Source organism: Methylomicrobium agile (genome assembly GCF_000733855.1).
Classification (GTDB): domain Bacteria; phylum Pseudomonadota; class Gammaproteobacteria; order Methylococcales; family Methylomonadaceae; genus Methylomicrobium; species Methylomicrobium agile.
On the sequence record NZ_JPOJ01000001.1, the window covers coordinates 2435001 to 2452124 of the forward strand.

The window sequence follows — 17124 nt, forward strand, 5'->3', positions numbered from 1 at the left end:
GAGTCTGAACAGGGCGTTCAGTCGCTGGGATTAGACCCGAAACCGGGCGATCTATCCATGACCAGGTTGAAGGTCAGGTAATACTGACTGGAGGACCGAACCCACTCCCGTTGAAAAGGTAGGGGATGAGTTGTGGATCGGAGTGAAAGGCTAATCAAGCTCGGAGATAGCTGGTTCTCCTCGAAAGCTATTTAGGTAGCGCCTCGTGTATCACTCTGGGGGGTAGAGCACTGTTTCGGCTAGGGGGTCATCCCGACTTACCAACCCGATGCAAACTCCGAATACCCAGAAGTGCGAGCACGGGAGACACACGGCGGGTGATAAGGTCCGTCGTGAAAAGGGAAACAGCCCAGACCGTCAGCTAAGGTCCCAAAATCTATGCTCAGTGGGAAACGATGTGGGAAGGCCCAGACAGCCAGGAGGTTGGCTTAGAAGCAGCCACCCTTTAAAGAAAGCGTAATAGCTCACTGGTCGAGTCGGCCTGCGCGGAAGATTTACCGGGGCTAAGCATAGTACCGAAGCTACGGGTTCATCGCAAGATGAGCGGTAGAGGAGCGTTCCGTACGCCTGCGAAGGTCGATTGAGAAGTCGGCTGGAGGTATCGGAAGTGCGAATGCTGACATGAGTAACGATAATGCGGGTGAAAAACCCGCACGCCGAAAACCCAAGGTTTCCTGCGCAACGCTAATCGACGCAGGGTTAGTCGGTACCTAAGGCGAGGCCGAAAGGCGTAGTCGATGGCAAACAGGTTAATATTCCTGTACCGGTCGCAACTGCGATGGGGTGACGGAGAAGGCTAGATCGGCTGCCGGTTGGAAGTGGCAGTGCAAGCCGGTAGGGAGAGCGCTTAGGCAAATCCGGGCGCTCAATCCCGAGACGTGATGATGAGCAGGCTCTACGGAGCCGCGAAGCGATCGATGCCAAGCTTCCAAGAAAAACCTCTAAGCTTCAGGTTGCGAGTGGCCGTACCCTAAACCGACACAGGTGGGTGGGATGAGAATTCTCAGGCGCTTGAGAGAACTCGGGTGAAGGAACTAGGCAAAATGGTACCGTAACTTCGGGATAAGGTACGCCTTGGTTAGGTGAAGTCCCTCGCGGATGGAGCCGAGCAAGGTAGCATAAAATTGGTGGCTGCGACTGTTTAGCAAAAACATAGCACTCTGCAAACTCGAAAGAGGACGTATAGGGTGTGACGCCTGCCCGGTGCTGGAAGGTTAATTGATGGGGTCAGCGAAAGCGAAGCTCTTGATCGAAGCCCCAGTAAACGGCGGCCGTAACTATAACGGTCCTAAGGTAGCGAAATTCCTTGTCGGGTAAGTTCCGACCTGCACGAATGGCGTAACGATGGCCACACTGTCTCCACCCGAGACTCAGTGAAATTGAAATCGCTGTGAAGATGCAGTGTACCCGCGGTTAGACGGAAAGACCCCGTGAACCTTTACTATAGCTTGACACTGGACTTTGAATCGACTTGTGTAGGATAGGTGGGAGGCTGCGAAGCGTGGACGCCAGTTCGCGTGGAGCCATCCTTGAAATACCACCCTGGTTTATTTGAAGTTCTAACCTCGGCCCGTGATCCGGGCTAGGGACAGTGTCTGGTGGGTAGTTTGACTGGGGCGGTCTCCTCCCAAAGCGTAACGGAGGAGCACGAAGGTACCCTCAGCCTGGTCGGAAATCAGGCAATGAGTGCAATGGCATAAGGGTGCTTGACTGCGAGACGGACAGGTCGAGCAGGTACGAAAGTAGGTCATAGTGATCCGGTGGTTCTGAATGGAAGGGCCATCGCTCAACGGATAAAAGGTACTCCGGGGATAACAGGCTGATACCGCCCAAGAGTTCATATCGACGGCGGTGTTTGGCACCTCGATGTCGGCTCATCACATCCTGGGGCTGAAGCAGGTCCCAAGGGTATGGCTGTTCGCCATTTAAAGTGGTACGCGAGCTGGGTTCAGAACGTCGTGAGACAGTTCGGTCCCTATCTGCCGTGGGCGTTTGAGATTTGAGGGAAGCTGCTCCTAGTACGAGAGGACCGGAGTGGACGTACCGCTGGTGTTCCGGTTGTGATGCCAATCGCATTGCCGGGTAGCTATGTACGGACAGGATAACCGCTGAAAGCATCTAAGCGGGAAGCCCCTCCCAAGATGAGATCTCACTGGGACATTCAGTCCCCTGAAGGGCCGTTGGAGACGACGACGTTGATAGGCACGGTGTGGACGCGCAGTAATGCGTGCAGCTAACGTGTACTAATTGCCCGTGAGGCTTGACCATATAACACCCAATCGGTTTGGGTGAACCTGCAGAACAAAACTGCAGGGCAGCTGACGCTTTAATGCAAGAGAACCGAACGTTACAGATTTCCAGGCACGAGGACTTCCTCCTGCCGAGGTGGGCCAGGCTTTACCGCCTACAACCCGCCGCACCCGTTTGCTTGGTGACCACAGCGAGCGTGAACCACCCGATCCCATCCCGAACTCGGAAGTGAAACCGCTTAGCGCCGATGATAGTGCGACAGGTTGTCGTGCGAAAGTAGGGAATTGCCAAGCTCTTAATCCAAAACCCCCGCCCTCTCCCCGAGGCCGGGGGTTTTTTTATGGCCGCGATTCAGGACGCTCGCTAAAATAATGTTTCATTTGCGTATGCACGGTAAAATGGCGCTGTTCTCTTGATAGTTCATTCGTGCAGCCTTCCCCTCCCAGACTCAGTGTAGCCGGCGTGTGAGCACCTTTCCAAAAAACCGTATATCATCCGCTAACAGTCTTTGGGACGTTCTATCGTTCGCTGCAGGCATTGCCTATACCCTAGCATTTGCGCCTTTCGATTTATATCTTACCGTTTTTCCCGCGCTGGCGTATTTGTTCTGGACCTGTATGCCGCTTACGCCGAAGCGTGGGTTACTGAGAGGCTATTTGTTCGGGCTTGGACAGTTCGGTTTAGGTGTTTCCTGGGTCTACGTCAGCGTTCATGATTATGGCGGAGGTGGCGTATTCGGCTCACTTCTCATAGCCGGCCTTTTTGTCGGATTTTGGTCTGCGTTTCCCGCTATTGCCGTTTACATGACGGCAAAGCTGCCGGGAAAACAATCCGGCCGTTTGATTTTCTATCCTCTGGTTTGGATATTGATCGAGTATCTGCGGGGAAAAATTGTATTGGAAGGCTTCCCTTGGCTGCAGATTGCCTATTCGCAATTGGATGCGCCTTTAGCAGGCTATATTCCGCTGATCGGCGCCTATGGGACGGGGCTGCTTGGTGCTGTATCGGCCGCCTTGCTCACTGGGATATTCATCCGTCCTAAATCCGCCTTATATCTATTGATCGGTATTATGAGCATATGGTTTGGCGGCGGAGTTTTGAAAACTGCCGAATGGACTCGCCCTTACGGTGAGCCGCTCAAAGTGACGCTGATCCAAGGCAATATTTCGCAGGATAAAAAATGGTTGCCGGAAACCCGCGTCAGCACGATTCTGCAATATATCCGAATGACCGAGGCGCATTGGGACTCGCAAGTGATCGTCTGGCCGGAATCTGCAGTACCTGCTTATTTGCCGGATGTTTACGAGCCTTTTCTGAAGCCTCTGCATCAGAGCGCGAAAGCCCACCAGGCCGATTTGATCGTCAGCGTACCCTCCTATGGCGATGCGGAAGGAGAGAAATATAATTCGGTCATCACCTTGGGTCGGAATGAAGGCATTTACCGGAAGGTGCATTTGCTGCCTTTCGGGGAATACATGCCGTGGCAGCCGGTTTCTGGCTGGATACTTGAACATTTCAATTTGCGGCTGAGCCATTTTACTCCCGGAAGTGCCGATCAGCCGTTGCTGCGAGCCGGCGGCTATCCCTTCATTACTTCGATTTGTTATGAAGACGCGTTTTCGGAAAATGCTCTGCGTGGGCTCCAGGATGCGGCCTATCTGGTCAACGCGACCAACGACGCCTGGTTCGGCGATTCGATCGAACCGCACCAGCATTTGCAAAACGCACGGATGCGAGCATTGGAAACCGGGCGTTACCTGCTGCGTTCGACTAACACCGGTGTGACCGCAATCGTATCTCCAGACGGGCGAATACTGAAGCAGGCCCCTCTATTTACCACAACCGCATTGACGGGCACGATCAGACCGATGACCGGATTGACGCCTTATGCGTGGATAGGGGATAGGCCGGTCGTGGCATTTATAGCGGCGCTATTGTTTTTGATTTTACTGCTGACTCGTTCGGACAAAATGAGGTTATTTCGTATCGACGAAAAATGCCCGATATAATGTTCGAAAGTTAATTTTATATCCCGGCACTGGCTCATCCCGAGCAAGTAAGGCATTATTAAGCATTGTGCTTTATATTCACGATATTTTTATCATCGTACTGAGTCGCCGCGTTATGATAATGCCTTTCTTCTCCACAATAGATCGGAAGAAAACCGCTCTGTTCTGTATCGTATGGACTGCGCTGCTATTTAACGGCTGTGCTACAGAGAAGGCCGTATCGCCGACTCTGCCGCTATATCGGCCTCAGGCTCAGCGCGCCGAACATTCCAAGCATAAGGCGGCTTATAACCGGCCTTACCGGGTTAAGGGAAAAACCTATTATCCGATGGCTTCGGCAGCGGGTTATGAAGAGGTCGGCACGGCTTCCTGGTACGGCTCGGAATCGGGAAACCGGACCGCGACCGGGTCGCGGTTCAGGTCGCAACGCTTGACGGCCGCACACAAAACCTTGCCGCTGCCCTGCAAAGTCAGGGTGACTAATCTCCATAACGGCCGTTCGGTCGACGTGCTGGTTAATGACAGAGGCCCTTTTAAAAAGGGAAGGCTGATCGATTTGTCGCAGGCTGCGGCGAGGAGAATCGGGATACGCGGACTTGCTAAAGTCAAGGTCGAGTACCTGAGCAGTCTGGAATGACGGGATCGCATCTTCCAAATAACCCTTGTTAAATTGCTTCGGCAGGCTGAACGGCTTGCGAAGATAAAAAAGTGATTGTGTCCCGAAGCGCCGCTGACCGGCGCCTAGAACCTTCCTAAACTTTTCTGGCCGCACCGAACCAGCCGAACGATTCGGCCAGCATCAGAAACACGCCCAGATTGATTGCCGCATCGGCGATATTGAAAAACGGAAAGTGCGAATTTCCGTAATACACATCGATAAAGTCGATCACATAACCGTAGGCAACCCGGTCGATCAGATTGCCGATCGCGCCCCCGAGGATCAGCGACAGCGCCGCCGCGAGCAGCGTTTCGTGCTTGTGCAGTCTGGCGAGCCATACCGTGATCCCGATGCCGATGACCAGCGCGAGCCCCGAAAAAAACCAGCGCTGCCAGCCGCCCGCCTCGCTTAAAAAGCTGAACGCCGCCCCGGTGTTATGCACATAGGTCAGATTCAGATACGGTATCAGCGGAATCGATTCATATAAATGCATCGAGGCGTCGATCGCCAGCTTGCTGCCCTGGTCGAGCAGGACAGCCAACAAGGTTAACCAGAGCCATTTCAACATCGGCATCATCACGCGAATTGGCGAGTTTCGCCGGCACCGGCAACGTTTTCGACACAACGTCCGCAAAGTTCCGGATGCTCGGGAGCGATGCCTACATCAGCACGCTGATGCCAGCAACGGACGCATTTGGGATATTCAGAAACATTAACCTTGATACGGACTCCCGGAATGTCGGTCGAAGCTGCATCAGTCGGGTCGTCGGCTTGCTCCGCCATTACCGAAGCGCCGGAAGTGATCAGCACGAAACGCAATTCCTCTCCCAAAAGCTTTAACGCCTGGAAATAGTCGCTGTTGCAATACAGTTCAACTTCGGCATTTAGCGACGCGCCAATATCGCCTTTGGCGCGGCTTTTTTCAAGTTCTTTGCTGACTGCGGTGCGTACGGCCATCACTTTTTGCCAGGTGTCGCGGCTGATCGCCGCATCGGCGTCGAGCTGGGCCAGTCCGTCGTACCAGGTTTCGAGAAACACCGATTCGCTGCGTTTGCCCGGCATGAAATGCCAGATTTCGTCGGCTGTGTAGCTGATGATCGGGGCGAGCCAGCGTACCAGCGCTTCGAGCACATGATACATCGCCGTTTGCGCGGAGCGCCGGGCCAGGCCGTCGGTTTTCGCGGTGTACTGGCGGTCCTTGATCACGTCCAGGTAAAAGCCGCCGAGATCGATCACGCAGAAGTGATGCACTTTCTGGAAAATCGATTGGAATTGATATGCCTCGTAGGCGGCTTTCACTTCTTCCTGCAATTGCCAGGCCCGATCCATCACCCAGCGGTCCAGCGCGAGCAGGCTGCCGGTTTCGACCAGATGCTGCGCCGGATCGAAATCGTTCAGGTTCGACAGCAGGAAGCGGGCGGTATTGCGCAGCCGCCGATAGCCGTCGGCGGTCCGATTCAAAATTTCAGCCGAAACGTTCATTTCGCCGCGGTAATCGGCCGAGGCGACCCATAGTCGCAAGATGTCCGCGCCGAGGTCTTTCATCACCGCTTGCGGTGCGACCACGTTGCCTTTCGATTTGGACATTTTTTTGCCTTCCGCATCGACCGTAAAGCCGTGCGTCAGCACCGCCTTGTACGGCGTGGCATCATTCATCGCGGTCGAGGCCAGAAGCGACGACTGGAACCACCCGCGATGCTGGTCCGAGCCTTCCAGGTACAGATCGGCCGGAAATCTCAATTGCTCGCGCCGTTCGAGTACGCAGGCATGCGTTACGCCGGAGTCGAACCAGACGTCCAGCGTATCGGTGATCTTGTCGTAATACGCCGCTTCGTCGCCGAGTAATTCGGCCGGTTCCAGATCAAACCAGGCATCGATGCCGCGTTCTTCGATCCGTTTGGCGATCGGCTCGATCAATTCGACTGTGCGCGGGTGCAATTCGCCGCTCTCTTTGTGCACGAAAAAGGTGATCGGTACGCCCCAGGTGCGCTGCCGGGAAATACACCAGTCCGGGCGGCCGTTCAGCATGCTTTCGATGCGCGCCTGGCCCCAGTCCGGAATCCAGGCGACGCGTTTGACTTCGGCCAGCGCGGTTTCGCGAAGGTGCTTCTTTTCCATCGAAATGAACCATTGCGGCGTCGCGCGGAAAATGATCGGCGTCTTGTGCCGCCAGCAATGCGGATAACTGTGCTCGATCGCATGGTGATGCAGCAGCTTGCCGTTCGTCTCCAGCACTTCGATCACGTGCTCGTTGGCCTTGAACACATGCTCGCCCGCGAACAGTTCGGTATTCGGCAAAAATACGCCGTCCGCGCCGACAGGGTTGTCGACCGGCAGATCGTAGCGAAGGCCGGCAACATAGTCTTCCTGGCCGTGGCCGGGGGCGGTATGCACCGCGCCGGTACCCGCGTCGGTCGTTACGTGATCGCCGAGAATGACAGGGACCTGGCGTCTGTAGAAAGGGTGATGCAATGCCTGGTGTTCGAGCGCGGAACCTTTGCAATAGGCGATGACCCGGAAGTCGTCGATGTTATAGCGCGACATCGCATCCTTCAGCAGCGCCTCGGCGATGACCAAGCGCTCCTTGATGCCGCCTTTTTCGCACTGTACGACCGCATAATCCAGTTCGGGATTCAATGCGACGGCCTGGTTTGCGGGCAGGGTCCACGGCGTAGTGGTCCAGATCACAACCGACAGGGGGCCTTCGCCTTCGCTGACATGATGGCAATTGGCCAAAAAAGCGACCGGATCCACGGCTTCGAAGCGCACGTCGATTGCCGGCGAGTGCTTGTCTTCGTATTCGACCTCTGCTTCGGCTAGGGCGGAGCCGCAGTCGGTGCACCAGTGAACCGGCTTCGCACCGTGCGCGATATGGCCGTTTGCAGCGATCTTGCCGAGCGAACGCACGATGTCCGCTTCGAATGCGAAGTCCATCGTCAGATAAGGATTGTCCCAGTCGCCGAGAATGCCAAGGCGGACGAAGGCTTCTTTCTGCAGCGCGACCTGTTTGCCGGCATACTCGCGGCAGGCTTTACGGAACACCGCCGGGGCAACCTTGACGCCGGCCTTGCCGACTTTCTTTTCGACCATCAACTCGATCGGCAGGCCGTGGCAATCCCAGCCGGGCACATACGGCGCATCGTAGCCGGCCAGCGTTTTCGACTTCACGATGAAGTCCTTCAATACTTTGTTCACCGCATGGCCGATATGGATTTCGCCATTCGCATAGGGCGGGCCGTCATGCAGGACGAATTTGGGGCGTCCGGCCGCCGCTGCGCGGATCTTTTGATACAGTTTGGATTCGTTCCAGATTTTCAACCGTTCCGGTTCGCGCTGTGCCAGGTTCGCTTTCATCGGGAAAGCGGTCGTCGGTAAATTAAGCGTTTTTTTATAGTCCATAGTCATAAGCGTTTGAATCGGCAAAAATCTTTTGGGTTAGAGCCACATCTTTCTCGATCTGGGCTTGTAATTTATCAAGGGAATGGAAACGCATTTCGTCGCGGATTTTGTGCTTGAAATGCACTTCCACATAACGTCCGTAAATTTCCCGGTCAAAATTGAACAAATGGGTTTCCAGGACCACTTTCGAGCCGCCGTCGACGGTCGGCCGCGTGCCGACGTTCGCGATGCCCTGGATCTCACCTTCGCCGAGGCCGGTCATCGTTACCGCAAACACGCCGTGAAGTGGCGTATTCTTTCGGTGCAGCTTGATGTTGGCGGTCGGAAAACCCAGGGCCCGGCCGCGTTTCTCGCCGTGCACGATCCGGCCGCAGACCGAATAGCTGTGGCCCAGTAATTGTTCGGCCTGCGCGAGATTGCCGGCCGCCAACGCATCCCGGATCAGTGTACTGCTGACGCGAAGGCCTTCGATGGAGAGCGAACCGGTGTCCTCGACCGTAAATCCCCATTGCCGGCCCTTATCTTGCAGCATCGCAAAATTGCCGCGCCGGGCCTTGCCGAAATGAAAATCGTCGCCGATCACCAGATGTTTTACGTTCAGCTTTTTGGCCAGGATGTCATCGATGAATTTTTCGGCATCCAGGTTGGCAAATTGCCGATTGAAGCGGGCAATCAGCAAATAATCGACCGGCAATGTCGAAAAGCCGAGCACTTTTTCGCGCAGGCGCATCAGCCGCGATGGCGAGTTGTCGCCGAGAAAATATTCCAAGGGCTGCGGTTCAAAAATCATCACGGCGACCGGAAGCCCAATGGCTCGGCCTTTTGCGGCAAGTTTGTCGATTACCGCGCGATGCCCCAGGTGCAAGCCGTCGAAATTACCGATCGTCAGCACGCAGCCCTGCTCGAGGGATTCCAGATGGGATAGGCCTCTAATGACACGCATCATCAATGCTTGGGAAACGCAAATTGAGCAAGAAAAGCTCCGCCGCTATGCTATCAGGCATGATTCGAACCGTAACGGCGGATTCGGAAAAGGCATAAATCAGCGTTTCATTTAATTAAAACCGCTGATTTTATCATGATTTACACGGTAAGGTAGGCGCCGTGTGCGAATTGGAACATTCTGTTGCGGAGCAACTACGGTTGCTCCTCGCGGAAAGTTTATTTTTTGGGAGCGGGTGTGCTTGGCGGCGCATCCGTGGCCGGAACCGGAACAGGCACCGGCACGGGTTCGGCGACTTTCGCAGGCGTTTCTTGCATCGCCTTTTCTTCCCGTTCGCGTTTCAGGCCTTCGCCGTACAGCGTCACCGTAATCATGATCAGGATCGGCGTGATCATCAGGATCATGAAGCGGCTGGGCTCCTTCAGAAAAAATAGGGGCCATTTCGGCTTGATCATTCCGAGCACGAAGAAAAGAAGCGTAAAAGCCGCCATGTTGAAAGAATAAAATACCATATTGAATTACCGATAAAAGTGGTTCAAAACCGGGTAGTGCCGGAGAGTCGGCTCCGCCGTCCATAACTTTATAATATACCACCATCCCTCCATGAAATTAAACTTAGCGCCGAGCAGCCGGTTTGACCGGCAAGGATTTCCGGAAGCCGGAAGGCCGCTGAGCCTGTTCGATATCCGATCGAGTTTAAGATGGAGAATTGGCTGGCTCTTTATGGTATAAGGGCAAGGAATTTCGGATTTCTATTGAGACCGATCAGCGCGGATTTTGATCGATAGGCTATTCTTTAACATGCGTTTTTTAATCTACCCTTCTTTGGAGGCCTCATGGGCGGTTTCGGGATTTTTGTCTTAGCGTTATTGGTTCTCGCCGTATTAGGCGTGTTTTTGGCGGTCAAATCGGTTCCGCAGGGGATGGAATATACAATCGAGCGATTCGGCCGCTACACCAATACATTGACACCCGGATTGAACATCATCGTCCCGCTGGTCGACCGGGTCGGCCGCAAAATGATCATGATGGAGCAGGTGCTGGATGTGCCGTCGCAGGAAGTGATCACGAAAGACAACGCGATGGTCACCGTCGACGGCGTCGTGTTCTATCAGGTGATGGACGCTGCTAAAGCCGCCTATGAAGTCAGCAATCTCGAGTGGGCAATCCTGAATCTGGTGATGACCAATATCCGGACCGTGATGGGCTCGATGGATCTGGATGAGCTATTGTCCCGCCGCGACGACATCAACGCGCGCCTGCTGACGGTCGTCGACGATGCGACGACGCCGTGGGGTATCAAGGCGACCCGTATCGAAATCAAAGACATCGCGCCGCCGAAGGATCTGGTCGAAGCGATGGGCAAGCAGATGAAAGCGGAACGGCTAAAACGCGCTTCGATTTTAGAAGCGGAAGGCCTTAGGCAATCCGAGATCCTGCGTGCGGAAGGCGCCCAGCAGGCAGCGGTTCTGGAAGCCGAAGGCCGCAAGGAAGCTGCCTATCGCGACGCGGATGCCCGCGAACGTCTGGCGCAGGCCGAGGCCCGGGCTACGCTGATGGTGTCCGAAGCGATCGGCAAGGGCGACCTGAACGCGATCAATTATTTCGTCGCACAAAAATACATTGAGGCGCTGCAAAACGTCGCTGCCGCGGATAACAGCAAACTGATCCTGATGCCGCTGGAGGCCTCGAGCGTGATCGGCGCAATTGGCGGGATTACCGAACTGGCGAAGGAAGCGATGGCCAAGAATGCCAAAAGCGCATAGGGGGGAACGATGGAATTCGACTTTGTCTTCTGGTACTGGTGGATATTGGCGTTGATTCTTCTGGTCGTCGAACTGGTTGCGCCCGGCTTCTTTTTCCTGTGGATGTCGGCAGCAGGCTTTGTGACCGGCTGCCTGGTTCTGCTGTTTCCGGCGACACCGGAAAATTTTCAGATTTTCGAATTTTCGGTACTGTCGATCCTGGCGATTGCGGCCTGGCGGTTTTATGTCAAGAAACACCCGATCGAAAGTGACCGGCCGCTGTTGAACAAGCGTGGCGCCCAGTATATCGGCCGAGTGTTCAATCTGTACGCGCCAATCGAGAACGGGCAGGGCAAGATCAAGGTGGACGACACGATCTGGAAAGTACACGGGCCCGATTGTCCGGTTGACGCGAAAGTCCGGGTGGTTTCGGTCAACGGTACAGTGTTTGAAGTCGAAAAAGTAGAACATGGCTAAGGTAAACCACAATGCCACATTCGGCACGGAAGGTGTGGGTTGCGGCTCTGGTTCAATGACTTATGTTTTTCACCATAATATTAAAAAAATGTTCTTTATGAGATAATAAACAGTTTGTTGGCAATCGGCATTATTTCTGCGCATGAATATCGTCAAAACCGATCTGGAAAAGGCTCTAAATCTTTGCAAAGGAGCATTTTTGTCCGCGGCTGGTTTTAGTCTATTGATTAATTTCTTAATGATTGCTCCCTCGATTTATATGCTGCAAGTGTATGATCGAGTGGTCACAACCGGAAATATGACAACATTACTGATGTTGACATTAATTGTGTTGTTGTTATTTATCACGATGGCCTCTTTGGAGTGGGTGCGCTCCCAAATACTCGTAAGAGTCAGTACGCGCTTGGAAATGCTGCTGAATACACGATTATTTCGCGTTGCTTTCAAACAAGCCTTATTTACGGGGGGGAGGCAGGCTACGACCCAGGCGCTCGATGATTTGACCGGTTTGCGCCAATTTCTCACAGGCAATGGGCTTTTTGCGTTTTTTGATGTACCTTGGATGCCGGTTTATCTGGCTCTGCTGTTTGTATTCCATCCTTGGTTCGGATGGTTTTCCGTAGCTACCGCAATATTGCTTAGTTTGGTTGCTGTTGCGACCGAAAAAGCAACGAGTAAAACGTTGAGCGATGCAAATAATGTCGCCATTGCCACTCGGGCCCAATTAAGCAAAAACTTACGTAATGCCGAAGTAATCGAATCAATGGGCATGTTAGGTAATTTGCACCGGCGCTGGATGGAGGGGGCTGTAAAAGTTTTGAATTTGCAGGCCGTGGCCAGCTCGCGGGCAGGGCTATTGGCTGCGTTGTCAAAGATCATCCGTATGTCTTCACAATCGCTGATTTTGGGATTGGGTGCTTATTTGACGATCGAACGCGAGATTTCTCCAGGCCTGATGATTGCCGGTTCCATCCTAATGGGTAGGGCCTTGGCTCCTATTGATTTAATGATTGGGACCTGGAAAGGCTTTATTAGTGCTCGCGGCCAGTACAAACGGTTGAATGAAATTTTACAGCAAATTCCTCCCGAAAAGGAGCAAATGCAGCTTCCCGATCCTCAAGGACGCATTCAATTCGAAAATACCGTTGTCATTCCGCCGGGCGGTAAAGTACCCGCTATAAAGGGGCTCAATCTGGTGATCGAGAAAGGAGACATCATTGGCGTAATAGGGCCCAGCGGAGCTGGTAAATCGACATTGGCGCGGGCGGTATTAGGTATTTGGCCGACCGCTAACGGAGTGATTCGATTGGATGGTGCGGAGGTTTTCAATTGGGAGCGCGAACATATCGGCCGGTTCATTGGCTACTTGCCTCAGGATATAGAGTTATTTGAAGGCAGTATCAGCGAAAATATCGCTCGTTTTGGCGAAATTATTCCGGAAAAAGTTGTTGAAGCCGCAAAAATGGCTGATGTGCACGATATGATTTTACGCCTGCCGGAAGGCTATGATACTGTTATTGGCGCGACGGGCGGAAACTTGTCGGGAGGCCAGCGGCAAAGAATAGGTTTGGCGCGGGCTTTGTATGGCAATCCGGTTTTGGTTGTTCTCGACGAACCGAATTCCAACCTGGATGAACAGGGCGAAAGCGCCCTCGAAAAGGCTTTGTTGCAGCTCAAACAAAAGCAGACAACAGTAATTATCATCACGCACCGAAATAATGTCCTGTCCAAAGTTGACAAAATGATGATCCTGAATGACGGTGCGCTAGTTGTTTACGGGCCGAAGACGCAGGTTATCGAATATCTGCAGCAACAGCAAAAGCAACAACGGCCCGTAGCGTCCCTAGCTTAATTCCTTACATAAGCAAATATGACACAAAATACTAGGGGCAATATATCGTCCCCGGATTTGCACACTAATGACTGGTCGATACGGCTCATCGGTACAGTAATAGTGATACTGACATTCGGCATCTTTGGCGGATGGGCATTTTTGGCGCCGATTGATAGTTCCGCATTGGCACCCGGGGTTGTTGTTGTAAAGTCGCATAGAAAAACCGTGCAACACCTGGACGGGGGAATTGTTGCCAGAATACTGGCCAAAGACGGAGATTTGGTCAACGAAGGCGATCCATTATTGATTCTTGACGATACGCAGCTAAAAGCCCAAATGGAAATTGCGCGTAGCCAGTTCATTAGTTTGGCTGCGCAGGCGGCTCGGTTGCGTGCGGAAAAAGATCAACTCAATCAGATCGCTTTTCCTGACGAGCTGAAAGATGACAGTGACCAAAAGGTAACTGAAGCCAAAAAGGCTGAAATCAATGTTTTTAAATCCAGAAAAACCACCCATGACGGCGAGGTGGCGGTACTGAGAGAAAGGATCAGCCAGATATCCAGCAAAATAAAAGGCTTGCAAGCCCAAGTCGAAAGCAAGAAGGTCCTGGTCGATTCGTTTGGTGAAGAAATTCATGATTTAAAAGAATTATTGGCGGAAGGATATGCCGATAAATTACGCTTGCGAGACATGGAGCGTAGTCATGCGATGCAAAATGGTGAAATCGCCCTACTGAATGCGGAAATCGCTACCAATCAGATGTTGATCAGCGAAACTCGCCTGCAGATTATGCAGATACAAAAGAAATTTCAGGAAGAGGTTGCCAGCAAGCTTAGCGAAGTACAGGCGCAGCTGAACGATGTCAATGAGAGACTGTCCGCGACAAAAGACAAGCTTGACCGCATCATCATCAAGGCACCCGTCAGCGGCATGGTAATGGGCTTGTCGGTGCATACCCAGAACGGAGTCATATCGCCAGGCCATGCGATTCTCGATATCGTACCGAGAGATGCCGAGTTAATTATCGAGGCCCAAGTATCTCCTAATGATATCGATCGCGTTTCGGTTGGTCTGCATGCCGAGGTGCGTTTCAGCGCCTTCAAGCAATCGCAGACCCCGAAGATGGACGGCACCGTTATTCAATTATCGGCAGACCGGTTTGTGGACGATCAATCGGGCACGCCTTACTACCAGGCGCGTGTCGAACTGACTCCGGAAAGTCGGAAAAAGCTCGGCAAGCTTCAGCTGGTCCCGGGGATGCCGGCAGAGGTTCTGATCAATACGGGAGAAAGAACCTTGTTCGAATATTTGGCGCAGCCTGCAACCAATGCGTTCGCACGTGCATTTATCGAAGATTAATAGGTGCCGAATGACTAAGTCCAATCTTCTATGGGGGGTGGTATTCTGCTTGTTTAGCGCGGTAGCGTTGGCCGATGATTTGCTTACTGTATATCGCCAGGCCTTGGAGGGCGACCCTACGTTGAAGTCCGCGGAGGCTAAATCGGAAGTCGGAGCTGCACAAAAAGGCCAAGCACTCGGTCAAATGCTGCCGCAGATCAATGCTGTCGGCAACTGGTCGAAAAACCAACAAAGAACAGATACCGGACCGCGAGCCGCGAATAGCTCTTATGTCGGTACCCGCTACTATGTTTCGCTTAGCCAGACCTTGATCGACTTTGGGAAATTTTGGGAATGGCGGCGCGCGTCCAAGGTGGAAGATCAATTTGCCTCCGAAGAAATTGAGTCGCGGAATGAATTAATCTTCAATGTGGTCGATCGTTATTTTGCTGTGTTGGAAGCTGAGGATCAATTGGAGTTTACGCGCTCGGAAAAACAAATGACCCAGCACGAATTGGATCAGGTGCAAAAACAATTCGCCAAGCAGGTGTTAAAAATAACCGATGTGTATGCCGTGGAAGCGCGTCTCGATCAAGTGGTTGCCGACGAGATAAAGGCGGAAAGTCAACTGGTAACCAGTCAGCAAGGTTTGCGTGAATTAACGGGGATGGCACCTTCGAGTTTGTGGAGGCTTCGTGAAAACATCGAGTTTAAAGAACTTGAAGGCAAATTGCAGCAATGGATCGATATGGCGCAAAGTCAAAACCCTCTCTTATCGGCCAAGCGTATTGCTATAGAGGCGGCGGAGAATAATGTTGCCGCACAAAAATCCAAGCATTTGCCAGTCGTAGATCTGCAATTGAATTTCTACGATACTAATACCGGATACAACAGTCAGCGTTTAGGGGCGGATATACAGACCCAAGTTGCGGCGATCAACGTTAATGTGCCGATATTTTCGGGTGGAACCACCACTCATCAATTATTTGAAGCCAAAAGCAAATTGCGATTGAGTCAATACGACAATGAAATCGCCTTGCGTTCCTTGACTAAAGAAACCAGCGATGCGTTTCTCACCACTAATGCCGATGTCAAGCGCATCAAGGCGGGCCGAAAATCGCTCGAATCGGCGGCTAAATCGCGTGAATCGATGGCGCGAGGACTGTATTACGGTATAGTTACCATCAGCGACTTTCTCAAGGCGCAAGAAAATGAATTTGCTGCGAAAAGGGATTTGGCGCAGGCTAAATACAGCTATATTCGCAATCACATTCGCTTTTTGTTGGCCATCGGTTCGCTTGATGAAAACAACTTGCGCGAAATCAACGACTGGCTGGAATCGGCAAAATCGAGCCCGGCTGCAAACGCTGAAGAATCATAAGCTATAAAAGTCGCTGCAGAAGCTTTCGCTTTTTCGTGCCCGAGCTGGAACTTAGGAGTCGGAAGAGGCGTGTCAGAATCCCCCCCCCCTTTTTTTTTTTGTTTCTTGTGCTCTCCGCTGCTGGGTTTTCAATTTCTTCCTGGCAAGTACTTCTAATCTGGAGATTGGGATGCAGCGACCTGACAACCGGCCATGCGCACGAATTCGGATGGAGTCCGAATTTAGCTGGATTCGGAGTATCTCTACCTAAACTGTAACAAATGAAATGCCCCGGCTGTGATATATTGAGAAAGATGGATGAGTCCTAAAAAATGCTGGCTTATATGCAAATCTAATCAATAAACTGATGGGGTCGGAATAAAACGCGAGGCTTTCTAGAATCACTGCGCTCACTTCGAGTGAAGTATGCAAGATAGAGGTGTGAATTTGTTCGTACAGAACGATGCCCAAAAGGCACAGATAAATTCGCGTCTGCAAAAAATAAAAGAATTCTGAAATATCTCTAAAAGCCAATTGAGATGGGACGAATTTTATTAATATCCATAACCTGGATGTCGTAGTTCTGTTGAGCTTTAGGTACTTGTATTTTTCCCTGTCTGACCCCTTTGTCTTTAAGGTGAAAAAGCCATTGTTAGGGTATGATTGACCCAGCGTGGTGCAAGAGCTGGCAAAAGTAGTGCAAAGCTGGTTTGTTATCCCCATTTTGTGTTGGTCGACTGTTGGGCGAAAGTATTTATCGACCTGGGTCCGGGTCATTCAGCGGCGATACAGTTAAACTAATATATGATTCATAAAGGGAAGATTATTAGTGGCATGAAATCTGCTTTTATATTGCTGTCGATGCGGTTTGGGAAAACGCAACAATCTTTGGAAGATGGGCAACAAAGTGGATCGTATGAGGCTGTCATAAAGCCTTTTGGGGAAGTAATCCGAAAATAATTTGATAAAAATCATCAGTTTGTCTGCGTAACTGAATGATGTTCTAAGAAAATCCCCAAAAAGCTAGACAAAGTTGCTTAAATGTCACTATACTTTATACCGCGACAATGGACTGAAATTACCAATCTGCATGACGCCAGCGAAAAGCCAA

The 17124-nt window shown here is 52.1% G+C and carries 12 protein-coding genes and 2 rRNA genes (1 of these 14 cut by a window edge); 10 read left to right on the forward strand and 4 right to left on the reverse strand.

All coding sequences use genetic code 11. From position 1 onward, the window contains the following. From CC94_RS0111540 to CC94_RS25255, 4 genes are all read left to right on the forward strand, one after another. A 23S ribosomal RNA gene (locus tag CC94_RS0111540) occupies positions 1-2268 on the forward strand; it begins 627 nt to the left of the window's first position. Positions 2269-2427: 159 nt separating this feature from the next. Continuing rightward, positions 2428-2543: ribosomal RNA gene (rrf, locus tag CC94_RS0111545) — 5S ribosomal RNA — on the forward strand. Between the two features lie 171 nt (positions 2544-2714). Continuing rightward, the gene (gene lnt / locus CC94_RS0111550) at positions 2715-4259 is read left to right on the forward strand and encodes an apolipoprotein N-acyltransferase (protein ID WP_084675337.1); all 1545 of its coding nucleotides are present in this window, start codon (positions 2715-2717) and stop codon (positions 4257-4259) included. A 328-nt stretch (positions 4260-4587) separates the two neighbouring features. After that, entirely contained in the window at positions 4588-4896 is a 309-nt protein-coding gene (locus tag CC94_RS25255) for a septal ring lytic transglycosylase RlpA family protein (protein WP_342666515.1), read from the forward strand. 115 nt (positions 4897-5011) lie between these two features. Here CC94_RS25255 and lspA read toward each other — a convergent pair whose 3' ends face one another. From lspA to ribF, 3 genes are read right to left on the reverse strand one after another with little or no spacing between them, the layout of a single operon-like run. Next, positions 5012-5485, reverse strand: a complete 474-nt coding sequence (gene lspA / locus CC94_RS0111560; protein WP_031430924.1) for a signal peptidase II — start codon at positions 5483-5485, stop codon at positions 5012-5014. A gap of 8 nt (positions 5486-5493) precedes the next feature. Continuing rightward, on the reverse strand, positions 5494-8322 hold the full coding sequence (gene ileS, locus CC94_RS0111565; RefSeq protein WP_031430926.1) for an isoleucine--tRNA ligase: 2829 nt from the start codon (positions 8320-8322) through the stop codon (positions 5494-5496). Continuing rightward, complete coding sequence (ribF, locus tag CC94_RS0111570) at positions 8306-9259, reverse strand: bifunctional riboflavin kinase/FAD synthetase (protein WP_031430928.1); 954 nt, start codon at positions 9257-9259, stop codon at positions 8306-8308. The genes ileS and ribF overlap by 17 nt, the downstream gene beginning before the upstream one ends. Here ribF and CC94_RS25045 point away from each other — a divergent pair. Beyond that, a complete protein-coding gene (locus CC94_RS25045; RefSeq protein WP_281174012.1) occupies positions 9249-9374 on the forward strand; it encodes a hypothetical protein in 126 nt (41 codons plus the stop codon). The two genes, ribF and CC94_RS25045, sit on opposite strands and share 11 nt — an antisense overlap. A gap of 103 nt (positions 9375-9477) precedes the next feature. Here the strand turns inward: CC94_RS25045 and CC94_RS0111580 are convergent, their stop codons facing one another. Further along, positions 9478-9771 (reverse strand): hypothetical protein, encoded by a 294-nt coding sequence (locus CC94_RS0111580; RefSeq protein WP_031430931.1) that lies wholly within the window; start codon positions 9769-9771, stop codon positions 9478-9480. A gap of 324 nt (positions 9772-10095) precedes the next feature. Here CC94_RS0111580 and CC94_RS0111585 point away from each other — a divergent pair, with 324 nt between their 5' ends. From CC94_RS0111585 to CC94_RS0111605, 5 genes are all read left to right on the forward strand, one after another. Further along, positions 10096-11025: an SPFH domain-containing protein gene (locus CC94_RS0111585; protein WP_031430933.1), complete on the forward strand. Its 930-nt coding sequence runs from the start codon at positions 10096-10098 to the stop codon at positions 11023-11025. A 9-nt stretch (positions 11026-11034) separates the two neighbouring features. Continuing rightward, a complete protein-coding gene (locus CC94_RS0111590) occupies positions 11035-11481 on the forward strand; it encodes an NfeD family protein (RefSeq protein ID WP_031430935.1) in 447 nt (148 codons plus the stop codon). 142 nt (positions 11482-11623) lie between these two features. Further along, the gene (locus tag CC94_RS0111595) at positions 11624-13333 is read left to right on the forward strand and encodes a type I secretion system permease/ATPase (RefSeq protein ID WP_031430937.1); all 1710 of its coding nucleotides are present in this window, start codon (positions 11624-11626) and stop codon (positions 13331-13333) included. 18 nt (positions 13334-13351) lie between these two features. Then, positions 13352-14674: an HlyD family type I secretion periplasmic adaptor subunit gene (locus CC94_RS0111600; RefSeq protein WP_031430939.1), complete on the forward strand. Its 1323-nt coding sequence runs from the start codon at positions 13352-13354 to the stop codon at positions 14672-14674. Positions 14675-14684: 10 nt separating this feature from the next. After that, on the forward strand, positions 14685-16034 hold the full coding sequence (locus tag CC94_RS0111605) for a TolC family outer membrane protein (protein WP_051911478.1): 1350 nt from the start codon (positions 14685-14687) through the stop codon (positions 16032-16034). Positions 16035-17124: the final 1090 nt, after the last annotated feature.

What these genes read in the sequence shown, in the direction of transcription:
- CC94_RS25255 (WP_342666515.1), top strand. Translation starts at nt 4,588, where the DNA reads ATGGCTTCGGCAGCGGGTTATGAAGAGGTCGGCACGGCTTCCTGGTAC.
- lspA (WP_031430924.1), bottom strand. Translation starts at nt 5,485, where the DNA reads ATGTTGAAATGGCTCTGGTTAACCTTGTTGGCTGTCCTGCTCGACCAG.
- ileS (WP_031430926.1), bottom strand. Translation starts at nt 8,322, where the DNA reads ATGACTATGGACTATAAAAAAACGCTTAATTTACCGACGACCGCTTTC.
- CC94_RS25045 (WP_281174012.1), top strand. Translation starts at nt 9,249, where the DNA reads ATGACACGCATCATCAATGCTTGGGAAACGCAAATTGAGCAAGAAAAG.
- ribF (WP_031430928.1), bottom strand. Translation starts at nt 9,259, where the DNA reads ATGCGTGTCATTAGAGGCCTATCCCATCTGGAATCCCTCGAGCAGGGC.
- CC94_RS0111580 (WP_031430931.1), bottom strand. Translation starts at nt 9,771, where the DNA reads ATGGTATTTTATTCTTTCAACATGGCGGCTTTTACGCTTCTTTTCTTC.
- CC94_RS0111585 (WP_031430933.1), top strand. Translation starts at nt 10,096, where the DNA reads ATGGGCGGTTTCGGGATTTTTGTCTTAGCGTTATTGGTTCTCGCCGTA.
- CC94_RS0111590 (WP_031430935.1), top strand. Translation starts at nt 11,035, where the DNA reads ATGGAATTCGACTTTGTCTTCTGGTACTGGTGGATATTGGCGTTGATT.
- CC94_RS0111595 (WP_031430937.1), top strand. Translation starts at nt 11,624, where the DNA reads ATGAATATCGTCAAAACCGATCTGGAAAAGGCTCTAAATCTTTGCAAA.
- CC94_RS0111600 (WP_031430939.1), top strand. Translation starts at nt 13,352, where the DNA reads ATGACACAAAATACTAGGGGCAATATATCGTCCCCGGATTTGCACACT.
- CC94_RS0111605 (WP_051911478.1), top strand. Translation starts at nt 14,685, where the DNA reads ATGACTAAGTCCAATCTTCTATGGGGGGTGGTATTCTGCTTGTTTAGC.